The organism is Staphylococcus sp. Y174-1, from assembly GCF_049897865.1.
GTDB classification, from domain to species: Bacteria; Bacillota; Bacilli; order Staphylococcales; family Staphylococcaceae; genus Staphylococcus; species Staphylococcus saprophyticus.
Map to the genome: position 1 here is coordinate 212,942 of NZ_JAFCXB010000001.1, position 15,224 is coordinate 228,165.

The 15,224-nt window shown below is 33.4% G+C and carries 12 protein-coding genes and 1 other RNA gene; 11 read left to right on the forward strand and 2 right to left on the reverse strand.

The window, feature by feature from the left end:
• Positions 1 to 33 precede the first annotated feature (33 nt).
• Together ssrS and ACP7BT_RS01140 are read left to right on the forward strand one after the other, a co-directional pair.
• A non-coding RNA gene (ssrS, locus tag ACP7BT_RS01135) (6S RNA) lies at positions 34 to 225 on the forward strand.
• Between the two features lie 141 nt (positions 226 to 366).
• On the forward strand, positions 367 to 1,137 hold the full coding sequence (locus tag ACP7BT_RS01140; protein ID WP_002483108.1) for a tRNA threonylcarbamoyladenosine dehydratase: 771 nt from the start codon (positions 367 to 369) through the stop codon (positions 1,135 to 1,137).
• Between the two features lie 167 nt (positions 1,138 to 1,304).
• On the opposite strand, the gene ACP7BT_RS01145 is transcribed toward ACP7BT_RS01140, so the two are convergent.
• Positions 1,305 to 2,588 carry a replication-associated recombination protein A gene (locus tag ACP7BT_RS01145; RefSeq protein ID WP_041080570.1) on the reverse strand — a complete coding sequence of 428 codons (1,284 nt, stop codon included), beginning with the start codon at positions 2,586 to 2,588 and terminating at the stop codon, positions 1,305 to 1,307.
• A gap of 86 nt (positions 2,589 to 2,674) precedes the next feature.
• Between ACP7BT_RS01145 and cymR the strand changes: the two genes are divergently transcribed.
• The 3 genes from cymR (at position 2,675) to ACP7BT_RS01160 (ending at position 3,611) form a co-directional block, all read left to right on the forward strand.
• Positions 2,675 to 3,094: a cysteine metabolism transcriptional regulator CymR gene (cymR, locus tag ACP7BT_RS01150; protein WP_002483110.1), complete on the forward strand. Its 420-nt coding sequence runs from the start codon at positions 2,675 to 2,677 to the stop codon at positions 3,092 to 3,094.
• 126 nt (positions 3,095 to 3,220) lie between these two features.
• The gene (locus ACP7BT_RS01155) at positions 3,221 to 3,403 is read left to right on the forward strand and encodes a CsbD family protein (protein WP_002483111.1); all 183 of its coding nucleotides are present in this window, start codon (positions 3,221 to 3,223) and stop codon (positions 3,401 to 3,403) included.
• A 37-nt stretch (positions 3,404 to 3,440) separates the two neighbouring features.
• Positions 3,441 to 3,611: a hypothetical protein gene (locus ACP7BT_RS01160; RefSeq protein WP_162835595.1), complete on the forward strand. Its 171-nt coding sequence runs from the start codon at positions 3,441 to 3,443 to the stop codon at positions 3,609 to 3,611.
• 147 nt (positions 3,612 to 3,758) lie between these two features.
• Here the strand turns inward: ACP7BT_RS01160 and ACP7BT_RS01165 are convergent, their stop codons facing one another.
• Entirely contained in the window at positions 3,759 to 4,757 is a 999-nt protein-coding gene (locus ACP7BT_RS01165; RefSeq protein WP_041080571.1) for an LLM class flavin-dependent oxidoreductase, read from the reverse strand.
• Between the two features lie 293 nt (positions 4,758 to 5,050).
• On the opposite strand from ACP7BT_RS01165, the gene sal reads away from it, so the two are divergent.
• From sal to alaS, 6 genes are all read left to right on the forward strand, one after another.
• Positions 5,051 to 6,682: a Sal family ABC-F type ribosomal protection protein gene (gene sal / locus ACP7BT_RS01170; protein ID WP_075339788.1), complete on the forward strand. Its 1,632-nt coding sequence runs from the start codon at positions 5,051 to 5,053 to the stop codon at positions 6,680 to 6,682.
• A 60-nt stretch (positions 6,683 to 6,742) separates the two neighbouring features.
• Positions 6,743 to 7,885 (forward strand): cysteine desulfurase family protein, encoded by a 1,143-nt coding sequence (locus tag ACP7BT_RS01175; RefSeq protein ID WP_041080572.1) that lies wholly within the window; start codon positions 6,743 to 6,745, stop codon positions 7,883 to 7,885.
• On the forward strand, positions 7,886 to 8,998 hold the full coding sequence (mnmA, locus tag ACP7BT_RS01180; RefSeq protein WP_002483117.1) for a tRNA 2-thiouridine(34) synthase MnmA: 1,113 nt from the start codon (positions 7,886 to 7,888) through the stop codon (positions 8,996 to 8,998). It begins immediately after the preceding gene.
• A 134-nt stretch (positions 8,999 to 9,132) separates the two neighbouring features.
• Complete coding sequence (locus tag ACP7BT_RS01185; protein WP_041080573.1) at positions 9,133 to 9,798, forward strand: tetratricopeptide repeat protein; 666 nt, start codon at positions 9,133 to 9,135, stop codon at positions 9,796 to 9,798.
• Between the two features lie 3 nt (positions 9,799 to 9,801).
• Positions 9,802 to 12,186, forward strand: a complete 2,385-nt coding sequence (gene recD2, locus ACP7BT_RS01190; protein ID WP_041080574.1) for an SF1B family DNA helicase RecD2 — start codon at positions 9,802 to 9,804, stop codon at positions 12,184 to 12,186.
• Positions 12,187 to 12,534: 348 nt separating this feature from the next.
• Positions 12,535 to 15,165, forward strand: a complete 2,631-nt coding sequence (gene alaS, locus ACP7BT_RS01195; RefSeq protein WP_369083790.1) for an alanine--tRNA ligase — start codon at positions 12,535 to 12,537, stop codon at positions 15,163 to 15,165.
• Positions 15,166 to 15,224 lie beyond the last annotated feature (59 nt).

Here is a 15,224-nt window from a genome sequence, read left to right on the forward strand (position 1 = left end):
TTTTAATATTGTGTTATGATTATTCCATAAGATAGTCATCTGTAGTGTTCGTAAGTTTGCTTCATATTTGGGCCTAACACTCTTTGATCCGGGAGCCCAATGGGTTTTCTTGCAGCGCACACGCCTCATTTAGGAGGACTTGCAAAACAAGAAACAGGGCACCCACCTGTTATAAGCAGGCCGAATGATCAAGCATTTTATAACTACGGCACTAACGGACTCTATCGGTACGCAAGACTTCGGTCTTGCGTATTTTTTTGATATTAAACGATAAACTATACTTTTAAAATACATGAACAACGAAAATATAATTTTGACAATATGATTTTTTAAAATAAATAATTTTTTATGAATAAGGAGTATGACATGAAACACCAATTTTCTAGAAATGAATTAGCATACGGTCAGGAAGGCCTGGCGCTTTTAAAACAAAAGACTGTTGTTATCTTAGGTGTAGGTGGCGTAGGTTCATTCGCAGCTGAGGCACTTGCAAGAACTAATATTGGACATATTATTCTTATAGATAAAGATGATGTTGATATTACTAACGTCAACAGACAACTTCACGCTTTGACAACAACCATTGGGCAAAGTAAAGTAACATTGATGGAGGAACGCATTAAACTTATTAATCCTGATTGTAAGTTGACATCTCTGCATATGTTTTATACTGAGGATACATATGAGGAATTATTTAATAATTATGATATCGATTATTTTGTCGATGCAAGTGATACAATTATGTATAAAGTTCATCTTATGAAAGAGTGTTTGGATAGAGGGATTTCTGTGATTTCGAGCATGGGTGCGGCAAATAAAACAGATCCTACAAAATTCCAAATTGCCGATATCTCAGAAACATATATGGATCCAATGGCTAAAATCATTCGTAGAAAATTAAAAAAATTAGGTATAACCAAAGGGGTACCAGTGGTTTTTTCTGATGAAAGTCCAATCGTCATTAGAGAAGATGTTAAAGAAACTGTTGGAGACGCAAATGCTTCAACAAGAAAGGCACAAATTCCACCTTCATCTAATGCCTTTGTACCGAGTGTAGTGGGTTTAATTAGTGCTAGTTACGTTGTTAATGACATTTTAAAAGATATACCTGTAACTAGAATTAAGGATAAAAAATAATAAGTGCTACAAAAGACTATTTTTGTGCGATATTTAATTCAAACAATTAAAAGTAATAATAAAGCCTAAATTAAAAAGCACTAATCCATCTTCATTGGGTTAGCGCTTTTTATATTTGTAAGGCTTAAAATAGAAAATGATTTCATCGTATTTGAGGTAATGTGGCTTTAGCCTTTATTTTTTTGCTGCGATTGATTAATATGATCGAACACAGCTTTAAATTGTTGCTCACTTTTTGAAGTTGTTTTTGGTTCATAGTATATTCTATTTTTCAATTTATCTGGTAGATATTGTTGTGCGACAAAACCATTTTCATAGTTATGTGGATATTTATAACCGATAGAACGACCAAGTTCTTTTGCACCAGCATAATGACCGTCTTTTAGATGATCTGGTATTTGACCAACATGACCTTTTCTAATATCGGAAAGGGCTGCATCAATCGCACTGATACCTGAATTTGATTTTGGAGATAAACAAAGTTCTATGACTGCTTGACTTAATGGGATTCTAGCTTCAGGAAAACCTAATCTTTCAGCTGATTCAATTGCAGCTAGTGTACGTTGACCCGCACTTGGAGAAGCTAGTCCAACATCTTCAAAACTGATTACCAGTAATCTTCTAACTATTGTGGGTAAATCCCCAGCTTCAATTAAACGGGCAAGATAGTGTAACGCAGCGTTAACATCACTACCGCGGATTGATTTTTGGAATGCACTCATCACATCATAATGCATGTCGCCATCTTTATCACTTACAAAAGCGCCTTTTTGTAGGCAATCTTTTGCATCTTGCAAAGTAATATGTCGTTGTTGATCAATATTTTCCGAACTCAATACGGCTAGTTCCAAGGCATTTAATGCACTCCTAACGTCACCTTGACTTTGGGTTGTAAAATAAGCCATAGCGTCTTCATCGACCATTGGATTGTAGCTAGCTAAACCTCTTTCAGAATCATTTAATGCTCTATCCAATGATACCCTGACATCGTTTTCGTCAAGTGGATATAACTCGAAAATTTGAGCACGAGATCGAATCGCAGGATTTATCGCATGATAGGGATTTGACGTCGTAGCACCGATTAACACAATTTTTCCATTTTCTAAATGTGGTAATAAAAAATCCTGTTTCGCTTTATCTAAACGGTGGATTTCATCTAGTAATAAAATAACTTGTCCAGACATTTTTGCTTCTTCTACAATGAGTTGCATATCTTTTTTAGTATTTGTAACAGCGTTTAACTGTCTGAATTTAAATTGAGTACTTCCTGATATGGCTTTCGCGATACTCGTCTTACCAATACCAGGAGGTCCATAAAATATCATTGAAGAAAGTCTTTTAGTTTCAACCATTCTTCGAATAATTCCTTTTGGTCCAACTAAGTGTTCTTGAGAAATGATTTCATCGATATTATTTGGACGCATTCTTGAAGCTAATGGTTCATTTGTCAAAATCTTTCACACCTTTCTTATTCTATATTAACTTAAAAAATGATAGAATGTTAATATATAGTATTCGAATTAAGTGAGGTAATATAATGAAAATTTCAACAAAAGGAAGATATGGGTTAACATTAATGATATCGCTTGCCAAAAAAGAAGGCCAAGGATGTGTGTCATTAAAATCGATAGCAGAAGAAAACAACTTAAGTGATCTGTATCTAGAGCAATTAGTAGGTACATTAAGAAATGCCGGATTAATTCGAAGTGTTCGTGGTGCAAAAGGTGGCTATCAATTAAGAGTACCAGCGGATGAAATTACTGCTGGTGATATTATACGCTTACTTGAAGGACCAATTACCTTTGTCGAAAGCATAGAGTCTGAACCACCTGCACAGAAACAGCTTTGGATCAGAATGAGAGATGCGGTAAGAGATGTACTTGATAATACATCTTTAAAATATTTAGCTGAGTATAAAGAAACTAATAACTTAGACGGTTATATGTTTTATATTTAATGTGTAAGCTATCATTTTTTATTAGTTTATATATCTATGTTAGTAAAAAACAAAAATTTTTTATTTGTATGTTTAATTAGTTTACTGAGTGGTATGTATATTATATATCGCAAGGAGGTAATTATTATGGCAGATGAAAATAAATTTGAACAAGCAAAAGGTAATGTGAAAGAAACAGTTGGAAACGTTACTGATAATAAAGAATTAGAAAACGAAGGTAAAGAAGATAAAACTTCAGGTAAAGCTAAAGAGTTTGTAGAAAATGCAAAAGATAAAGCTAATGAAGTTATCGATAAATTCAAAAAATAATTTACACTAATTCAATTAATTAAATGGAGCGATTCATATGGCTGAAAATTTCTTTGAAAAAGCAAAAGAAACTGCAAAAACAGTATCAGATAAATTAAAAGATACAGATAATGAAAAAGCTAAACAAGCATCTGAACAAATCGATAAATTCACTGGTGGCAGTGATAACGATAATAAAGATGGTAAAAAAGAAAAAGACGAAAAATAATAGTTTATTCGATTAAATAAAAAGCACAACTTACTTTTATAAAGTAAGTTGTGCTTTTTTATCATTACTTGAGTTGATATTCCAATGTATAGTACACATACGCGCTCTAGTGCATTGAATTTTATCAGTGTTGTATATAACATAATGTTATAGAGATTCAATCACATGTTTTAATTTACGGTAAGATTCTAACTGTGCATCTTGATCGTAAATGTAGCTTATTGCCATTAGTTCGTCTATCTCACCATGTTCTTCAATAAATGAAGTTAATTTAGCTTTTACAGTTTCTTCTGATCCTATTAATGATTGAGCCATTCTCTGTTTCGCTAATTCAAATTCAGTAGGCGTTAATAAACCTCTTAAATCGTCTGTTGGCGGTTGAACTGGTTGCATTCTTCCTCTAGTTATACTGACCATTACTTGTGCTTGTGTCGTTGATAAGTATTCAGCTTGTTCATCTGTATCTGCGACGATTGCATTTAAACAAACGATAACGTAAGGTTCACTTAATACCTCTGATGGTTCAAATAATTCTTTGTATATTTGTATAGCATCTTTCATCTGTTGAGGAGCAAAGTGACCCGCAAATACATAAGGAAGGCCTTTACGCGCAGCTAAATGAGCCGAGTCAGTGGAAGAACCAAGTATATAAAGTGGAACGTTTTTGTTTACTGCAGGATACGCGCGAACATAAGCCTGTTTATTTGCTGGTCCGAAATAAGTTGCCAATTGTTCAACTTCTTCAGGGAATTCATAAACGCCATTATGCTGGTCTCTTCTTAACGCGCTAGCCGTCATCATATCTGTTCCTGGTGCACGACCTAAACCTAAATCTACACGATTTGGAAACACTGTTTCCATTGTACCGAATTGTTCAGCGACAACCAGAGGTGCATGATTAGGTAACATGATTCCTCCAGATCCAACACGTATTTTTGAAGTATGTTCTAGAGTGTGTTGGATCAACAATGCGGTCGCTGAACTGACTAGATTAGGCGCGTTATGATGTTCGGCAATCCAATAACGCTCATAATCTAAGGATTCTAATTGTTGTGCTAACGTCACCATATCTTCTATGGCATTCTGGTCATTTTGACCTTCACGAATTGGCACTAAGTTAAGTGCCGATAACTTTAAGTCTTTCATAATTAACGTAATCCTCCTTTAAATAACTAATATAAAGAAGTATAACAGTGGTTTTTAAACTTGCGTAAGAAATTGCTCACTGTTATAATTAATGAAATTAAAATGAGAGGTGGCTCAAGAAAAATACTATGGATAATGCTCATAAGGTAAATAACAACGATGTACAAGAAAATAAAACTATTATGGGATAGGCATTGTCTGGTTAGTATTTTTATGTGAAAGCACCTTATAATCTTTTACAGTTATAATATTTAAAGATGTGTCATGTCCTTATTGAGAGCGAGGAAGATGATATGTCTTTTTATTTTTCAGAAAAACCATTTGAACAGTTTGGTAAAATATTGATAGAAGACGTAAATATTGATATTGAACTAGGTAAGCATGTTGCAATGATTGGTGATAATGGTGTCGGCAAGTCAACATTGTTAAATGCTTTAAATTTAAAATATGAAACGCAATCATATTTAATGAAGCAAGACTTGACGCAAGTATTTGATTTAACCGCGATGACCTTTATCATTTCAATATTTCCTGAGGTTGCAACTTTGAAAACGCAAATTGTAACCGATTATGACAAGATAAGTGATTATATCGCTTTAAATGGTTATGAGATAGAACAAAAAATAATTACTACCGCAAAGCGGTTTAATATAAGTGAACAAGATTTAGATAAGCCAATACGATTATTAAGTGGCGGACAACAAACAAGCGTTGCATTAATCAGAGCGTTTATATCTGAAAAACCGCTAATTATATTAGATGAACCTACAAATCATCTTGATCAAGCAATGCTAGATAATTTAATTTTAGAAATAAATAAGTCTAAGCAAACGATACTCTACGTTTCACATCACCGTGGTTTTATAAATCAGACTGCGAGTCATGTTTATGAAATCACTAAAAAAACATCGAGAAAATTTCAAGGTGATTATAATCAATACCATTCAGTCAAACAATTAGAATTTCAATCTCATAAAAATGCATATGATAAGCAACAAAAAGAAATCAAAGCGCTGGAAGAATCAATTGCACGCGTGAATGAATGGCATTCAACTGCCAAAGCTACGACAAGTGTGCGTGATCCTAAACAACAAAAGCGTCTTAGCAAACTAGCTAAAAAAGCAAAAGTAAAAAATGCTCAGTTAACACATAAATTAAATGAAAAGCAGTTAGAGTCTCCGGATAAACAGGATAGAAAGTTTCATTTTAATGATGAACAATCAGTGCATAATCGAGAATTAGTGAAATTAGAAGATATATGTATAGGTATTGGACAAAAAATAATTTATAACAAAGCAAATTTTGAAATTAAAAAAGATGAACATATTTTATTAACTGGTCCGAATGGTAGTGGTAAATCATTACTAATTGCGCTTATAAGACAACAAGTGAAACCGGATAAAGGTACAGTTTATGTAACGCCTTCAGTAAAAATTGCGTATTTTGATCAACAAAATAATAATTTGAATTACAGACAAACACCATTAGATATGGTCATGTCAATAGATCATATGACACGTAGTTATGCTCAAACAATCTTGGCTTCGTTCGGTTTTGATAAAGATAAAATACAACAAACGATTCGTTCTTTATCTATGGGTGAAAAAAGTAGATTGCAATTTGTACTATTGTTTTTTTCAAATGCTAATTTACTCATTTTAGATGAACCAACGAATTACTTTGATATTACAACGCAAGACTTAATTTTAAATATGATCAAACAGTTCAAAGGACAAGTTTTGATTGTTACACATGATTTATATTTACAAAAACATTTTGATGCGACACATTGGGTTGTAAAAAACAAACAATTACTTAATGTTACAATGAATAGTGAACAAAAAATTAATACGCAAAATACGTTGAATTTATTAAATGATTTCAGAGATATAGATGAAAATGGCCATTTTGAAACAGACGACTAGAAAAATAAATTATATGGTGCTATTATTGGAACATTGATAAAAATTTAAGGAGTGTCAAACATGGAAGTATATGCAGATTATGCTGCAACAACACCCGTCAAACAAGAAGTTATTGATAAAATGATGGAAGTCTATTCAGTACATTTTGGTAATCCGTCATCAATTCACAGCATGGGTAGGGATGCCAGAAAATACTTAGATGATGCGCGTCTTACAATTGCTAAATCGTTTAATGCTAAGCCAAGTGAAATCATCTTTACTAGTGGCGCAACTGAATCAAATAACACTGCAATTAAAGGTATTGCTTATGAGCACATGCACAAAGGTAAACACATCATTACTACTAAGATTGAGCATCATTCTGTACTTCATGTATTTGAACAACTCGAAAAAGAAGGTTTCGAAGTTACTTATTTAGAAGTGGATAAAGAAGGATTGATTAACCTTAATCAATTAAGAAATGCACTTACTGAAGAAACCATTTTAGTTTCAATTATGTTTGTTAATAATGAAATTGGGACTGTTGAACCTATGTATGATATTGAAGAAATTGTTTCAGAATCGAATGCATTATTCCACGTTGATGCAGTTCAGGCTATTGGACACTTAGAAATTGATTTCCATGATTTTAATATGGATGCTATGAGTATTACTGCACATAAATTTGGTGGTCCAAAAGGTGTCGGCGTACTTTTGCTAAAAGAAGAAACTAAATTGAAGTATCAACAATTAGGTGGAGAACAAGAAGCAAAACGTAGAGCTGGTACTGAAAATGTGCCACAAATTGTAGGTTTAGCTGAAGCAATCAAATTAGCTAATGAGCATAGAGATGAAAATAATGTGCACCTTATGAATTTAAAGAATTTGTTTCTAGTGTCGTTACAAGAGCGCTCAGTTCCTTTTGAACTCAATGGATCCATGACAGATTCAACAGGACATATCATTAATTTATATTTACCGTTTGTAGATGTTGAAACAATGCTCACATTATTAGATTTATCAAATATTTATGTATCATCAGGCTCGGCATGTACAGCAGGAACAACGACGCCATCACACGTGTTACAAGCAATGTATAGTGATGATGAGCGAGCGAAGCACTCAGTTAGATTTAGCTTTAATGAACAGACAACAGAACAAGAAGTTAAATATATAGTTTCAGAAATTCACAAAATATACCATAAATTTAGGGAGGAAATGTAGTTGTCAAATAAAGATACACGCGTAGTAGTTGGCATGTCAGGCGGCGTTGATAGTTCAGTTACAGCACATATTTTAAAAGAACAAGGATATGATGTAATTGGCATTTTTATGAAAAATTGGGATGATACAGATGAAAATGGATTTTGTACTGCAACAGAGGATTATAATGATGTTATCGCTGTATGTAATCAAATAGGTATTCCATATTATGCAGTTAATTTTGAAAAAGAATATTGGGATAAAGTGTTTACTTATTTCTTGGACGAATATAAAAAAGGACGTACACCAAATCCAGATGTTATGTGCAATAAAGAAATTAAATTTAAAGCATTTTTAGAACATGCGTTAAAACTCGGTGCAGATTATGTTGCAACTGGACATTATGCACGTGTGCGTCGTCATGAAGATGGTCATGTTGAAATGCTAAGAGGTGTTGATAATAATAAAGATCAAACATATTTCTTGAATCAGTTATCTCAATCCCAGTTGTCACGTGTGATGTTCCCGATTGGAGATATAGAGAAAAAAGAAGTACGCAGAATAGCAGAAGAACAAGACCTAGCTACAGCTAAAAAGAAAGATTCAACAGGAATCTGTTTTATTGGCGAACGTAATTTCAAAGAATTCTTATCACAATATTTACCAGCACAATCTGGAGAAATGAGAACACTAAAAGGTAAAAAAATCGGCACTCATGCTGGCTTGATGTATTATACAATTGGTCAACGTCACGGATTAGGTATTGGTGGCGATGGTGATCCATGGTTTGTTGTAGGTAAAAATTTAGATGACAATATTTTATATGTGGAACAAGGATTCCATCATGACGCATTATACAGCGATTACCTTATAGCATCTGATATCTCTTTCGTAAATGATGTAAATCTAGAAAATGGTTTCGAATGTACAGCTAAATTTAGATATCGTCAAAAAGATACGAAAGTATTTGTAAAAAAAGAAAACGAAAATGCTATACGCGTGATATTTAATGAACCAGTTCGCGCTATTACACCTGGCCAATCTGTCGTTTTATACGATGGTGATGTATGTTTAGGTGGCGCTACGATAGATGACGTTTATAAAGAATCTGGTCAACTAAGTTACGTTGTATAAATATTAATTTTGAATTTTATTCGAAATCGTTAGAAAGCTATTCAATATAGTAACTAGCGATTTCTTTTTTTGAAATTATCATTTCAAATACCGTGGTAAATGTTATAATAAGTAGTCAGAAATGAGGGTTAGAAATGAATCAAGAACAGATATATAATTTAATTAAACAGGGCAATTTTGAAGAAGCATTAAAAGCATTATTTGAAAACATAGAAGCAAATCCAAAAGAAGTAGAAAATTACATAAATGCAGGGATTTTATTAGCTGAAGCGAACGAAGTAGATAAAGCAGAAAAATTCTTTCAACGTGCAATTACTTTAGATCCGCAAAATGGCTCAATCTATTATAATCTCGGGAATGTATATTACAATGAAGGCCGTTTTAATGAAGCGATTAAATTGTATCAACAAGCGTTGAAATTTAACGTTGATCAAGTCGATACTAACTATATGATTGGCATGTCATTTAATCAATTAGAAGCATTTAAAGAGGCTTTACCTTTTTTAATGACTGCAGCAGAACAAGATGACCGTCATGATGTTGAGGTTCAATTTCAGTATGGACTTGTACTTTGTCATTTAGAAATGTTTGATCAAGCGATAAAGCAACTTAAGTCGGTGTTAGAAATGGATAATAAACAATCAGATGCATTATATAATTTAGGTTTGGCAACTTATATGCAGACTGAAGATACAGCACAAGCAATTGAATATTTTGAAGCTGCTGTAGACGCAAATCCAGAACATGTTATGAGTCAGCATGCTATAAAAACATTTAAATCTATCGCAGAGGAGGAATAACTGATGGGAGACCCTACACTATTTAATAATTCAATGATTAAAGGAACCGTTGATGCGATTTTATTTCAAAATAAAGAAAATTTTTATACGGTTTTAAAAGTTGATACAATTGAGTCAAGTGAAACATTTGATTCAATGCCTACGATTGTAGGGTTTTTCCCAGAAATTGCTGAAGGTGATGTTTATACATTCAAAGGCCAAGTTGTTACACATCCGAAGTATGGTAAACAACTTAAAGCTGAAACGTTTGAAAAAGAATTACCACAAACTAAAGAGGCAATTATTAGTTATTTATCAAGTGATTTATTTAAAGGTATTGGTAAAAAAACTGCGCAAAGTATTGTTAATAAACTAGGTGAAAATGCTATAAACGATATCTTGAATGACCCGTCGGTATTAGAGCAAGTACCTGGTTTACCTAAGAAAAAGCAAAAACAAATTGCTGAACAAATTGCTAGTAATCAAGAGACGGAGCAAATTATCATACGCTTACATGATTTAGGGTTTGGACCAAAACTAGCTATGGCGATTTACCAAGCGTATTTAGGAGAAACACTTAATGTTGTTGAAAATAAACCCTACCAACTCGTATATGATGTAAAAGGAATTGGATTTAATAAAGCTGATACCTTAGCACGAAATGTTGGAATCCAGTTCAATGATACAGAAAGACTAAAAGCGGGTTTGTTATATGTACTTGAAGAGGAATGTATTAAGCAAGGACATACATATTTACCTACTCAAAATGTATTAGAAATGACTCAAGATATGCTTTCTCAAGCACCTAGTGAAATAATAGAAATGCAACAATTGAATCATGTATTACAAGAATTGGTAAATGATACCAAACTCATTCAACAAGAAAATGAAGTTGCAATTCCGAGTTTATATTATTCAGAATTAAAAAGTGTGCAGAATCTTTATCGCAATTATGCGTATACGAATAAACTCAAACAAATAGAACAGTCTGATCTTTTAATGAAGATTGGAGAAATTGAAGAGCGCAATCAAGTTAATTATGCAAATTCACAAAAAGATGCGTTACAGACTGCTATTAATTCTAAAATTATGTTACTCACAGGTGGTCCTGGTACAGGTAAAACAACTGTGATAAAAGGTATTGTAGAATTATATGCAGAAATTCATGGTCTCTCATTAAATTATGATGATTATCAAAATGATGATTATCCAGTCGTATTAGGTGCGCCTACAGGAAGAGCTTCAAAGCGTTTGGCAGAGTCGACAGGTTTAGAAGCCATGACAATTCATCGCTTAATCGGATGGAATCAGGATACACAACCGGAAGATATTTTAGATAATGAAATATCAGCAAAATTAATTATCATTGATGAGATGTCTATGGTTGATACATGGCTGTTCCACCAATTTTTAAGTGCAGTTCCAATAGATGCACAAATCATTTTAGTAGGTGATGAAGATCAATTGCCTTCTGTAGGTCCTGGTCAAGTATTTAAAGATTTAATTGATTCAAAAGTGATTCCTCGTGTTAATTTAACAGAAGTTTATAGACAACAAGATGGTTCTAGTATTATTGAATTAGCGCATCGGATGAAACTAGGTGAACCGATTGATATAACCCAACGTTTTCATGATCGAAATTTTATAAATTGTAATACAGATCAGATTCCGACAGTTGTGGAAAAAGTTGTTTCAAGCGCTGTGAATAAAGGCTATGATATGAGTGATATTCAAGTGCTTGCACCAATGTATAAAGGGTCAGCAGGCATAAAAAAACTTAATATGGTATTACAAGATATTTTAAATCCTAAGGATAAAGATACACGTGAAATAGAATTTGGTGATGTGCTTTTTAGAAAAGGTGACAAAGTCTTGCAACTTGTAAATAGGCCTAATGATAATATTTTCAACGGTGATATTGGTGTAATCGTGGGTGTTTTTTGGGCAAAAGAAAATGCGTTGAACAAAGATGTATTAGTCGTTGATTTTGAAGGTAATGAAATTACTTTTGTTCGTCAAGATATAATAGAATTAACTCATGCTTATTGTACGTCGATCCATAAATCACAAGGTTCTGAATTCCCAATAGTCATCATGCCTATGGTAAAACAATACTTTAGAATGCTACAAAAGCCCATATTATATACTGGCTTAACAAGGGCTAAACAATCCCTTGTCTTTTTAGGTGATCCGCAAGCCTTTGATATTGGTTTAAAAACGCATGGACAAGTGAGAATGACACAGTTATGCACATTTTTAAAAGCCTACTTTAATAACGATGCATCTACTGAAGAAGAAATCAGCGACACATTTGATGCTGATATCATTCTAACTGAAGACAATATTTTTAAAATTAACCCAATGATTAATATGGGAGATATTTCCCCATATGACTTCGTTGAAGATTGACATGTGACAAGAAAATAAATACAATATAATTAACTTCACATAAAGATGAGTAAATTATACTGAGCGAAAAGAGATGTACTGGTTGGTGAAAAGTACAGTCGGTATAGTTGAATGCTACTTTGTGTCAGCAAGCATAATAACTAATTAAGTGATAAGTGTATGTTAGGGAATTAAAGTCAGTCGTTTGATCTGTATGATACTTACAATTAAGATTGAATTAATTTGTTAACACTTATAACTAGGGTGGTACCGCGAAACGTTCGTCCCTTTTATGAGGATGGGCGTTTTTTATTTTCTTTTTTAATTATTTAAAGAACTAACATGAGTTGAGATGGAGGAATTTTAAGTATGAAAAACTTAAAAGCAAGTGAAATTAGACAAAATTTTATTGATTATTTCGTAGAAAAAGGCCATATGGTAGAACCTTCTGCACCATTAGTCCCTATTGACGATGATTCACTATTATGGATTAATTCTGGTGTAGCTACATTGAAAAAATATTTTGATGGTAGAGAAACACCTAGAAAACCAAGAATAGTTAATTCTCAAAAGGCAATTCGTACAAATGATATAGAAAATGTTGGCTTCACAGCACGTCATCATACATTTTTTGAAATGTTAGGTAACTTTTCAATTGGGGATTATTTTAAGCAAGAAGCTATAGAATTTGCATGGGAATTTTTAACAAGTGAAAAGTGGATGGCAATGGACCCTAAACTTTTATATGTAACAATACATCCAGAGGATAAAGAAGCGTATAGAATTTGGAATGAAGACATTGGACTTGAGGAAAGTCGTATTATTCGCATTGAAGGCAACTTCTGGGATATTGGTGAAGGTCCATCAGGTCCGAATACGGAAATTTTCTATGATCGTGGAGAAGATTTTGGACAAGATGATCCTGCAGAAGAAATGTATCCAGGGGGAGAAAATGAACGTTTCCTTGAAGTATGGAATTTAGTGTTTAGTGAGTTCAATCACAATAAAGATCACACTTATACACCACTGCCCAATAAAAATATTGATACCGGCATGGGTCTTGAAAGAATGGCATCACTTGCTCAAAATGTGCGTACAAATTATGAAACAGACTTATTTATGCCTATCATTCATGAAGTAGAAAAAGTATCAGGTAAAACATACTTGGAAAATGATAACTATGATGTGGCATTTAAAGTGATTGCCGACCATATTCGTACAATTGCATTTGCCATTGCAGATGGTGCACTACCAGCTAATGAAGGAAGAGGATATGTTTTACGTCGTTTATTACGTAGAGCAGTAAGATTCAGTCAATCATTAGATATTAATGAACCATTTATGTATCGTCTAGTTGATATTGTAGCTGACATTATGGAACCATATTATCCTAATGTTAAAGAAAAAGCAGACTTTATTAAGCGCGTCATTAAATCAGAAGAAGAACGCTTCCATGAAACATTAGAAGAAGGTCTAGCTATTCTAAATAACTTAGTTGCACAAGCGAAAACATCTACCCATGAAATCAGTGGTAAAGACGCTTTTAAATTATATGACACTTACGGCTTTCCAGTTGAGTTAACAGAAGAAATTGCGACACAAGAAAATTTATCAATAGATATGCAAACATTCGAAGAAGAAATGCAACAGCAACGAGACAGAGCAAGACAAGCAAGACAAAATTCACAATCTATGCAAGTTCAAAGTGAAGTATTGAAAAAGATTACCACAGATAGCACATTTGTTGGGTATGATGTTATGGACAAAGCCTCTGTCATCACAGATATTATCCAAAATGGTGAACTTGTAGAATCTGCAGAAGCAGGAGAGACGATTTACTTTATTTTACGTGAGACACCATTTTATGCTGTTAGTGGTGGTCAAGTGGCAGACCAAGGTACAATTAGTAATGAAAACTTTGAAATCGCAGTTACTGAAGTGACTAAAGCACCAAATGGTCAGAATTTGCACAAAGGTGAGATTCAATTTGGTACTGTTAAGAAGAATGCTGAAGTTTCAGCGAGTGTGAATCACAAAGAACGTCGTTCAATCAAGAAAAACCATAGTGCAACACATTTATTACACGCTGCATTAAAAGAAGTCCTTGGAGATCACGTTAATCAAGCAGGTTCACTTGTTGAAGCAGATCGTCTAAGATTTGACTTTTCACACTTTGGCCCAATGACACAAGAGGAAATTGACACGGTTGAGCGTCGTGTTAATGAAGAAATTTGGAACAGTATTGAAGTAGATATTCAAGAAATGCCAATTTCTGAAGCAAAACAACTAGGTGCTATGGCACTTTTCGGTGAAAAATATGGTGAAATTGTAAGAGTTGTAAATATGGCCCCATTTTCAATTGAATTATGTGGTGGTATTCACGTGAACAACACATCAGAAATCGGTTTATTTAAAATAGTAAGTGAGTCTGGTACAGGTGCTGGAGTGCGTCGAATAGAAGCATTGACTGGTAAATCAGCTTTCTTATACTTAGAAACGATTCAATCTCAATTTAACGCAGTTAAATCGCAAGTAAAAGTAAAATCAGATGACCAAGTATTAGAGAAAATCGTTCATATGCAAGACAAAGAAAAAGAGCTTACAAAACAACTTGAACAAAAGAATAAAGAAGTGACATCATTAAAAATGGGTGACATCACTAATCAAGTGGAAGAAATTAATGGATTGAAAGTCTTAGCAACGGAAGTAGAAGTTCCTAATGCTAAAGCAATACGTGAAACTATGGATGATTTTAAATCAAAATTACAAGATACTGTTATTGTACTTATTAGTAATATAGATGGTAAGGTGTCATTAGTAGCTACCGTACCAAAAGCATTAACTGATAAAGTGAAAGCAGGAGATATCATTAAAAACATGGCTCCTGTAGTAGGCGGTAAAGGTGGCGGACGCCCTGATATGGCTCAAGGCGGCGGTACTGAACCAGAGAACATAACAGAATCATTACGTTTCATTAAAGATTACATTAAATCTCTATAAGTTGATTCGATTCTAATGTAGAATATAAGTAAGAACTTTTTTTACTCGATACAAAGGAG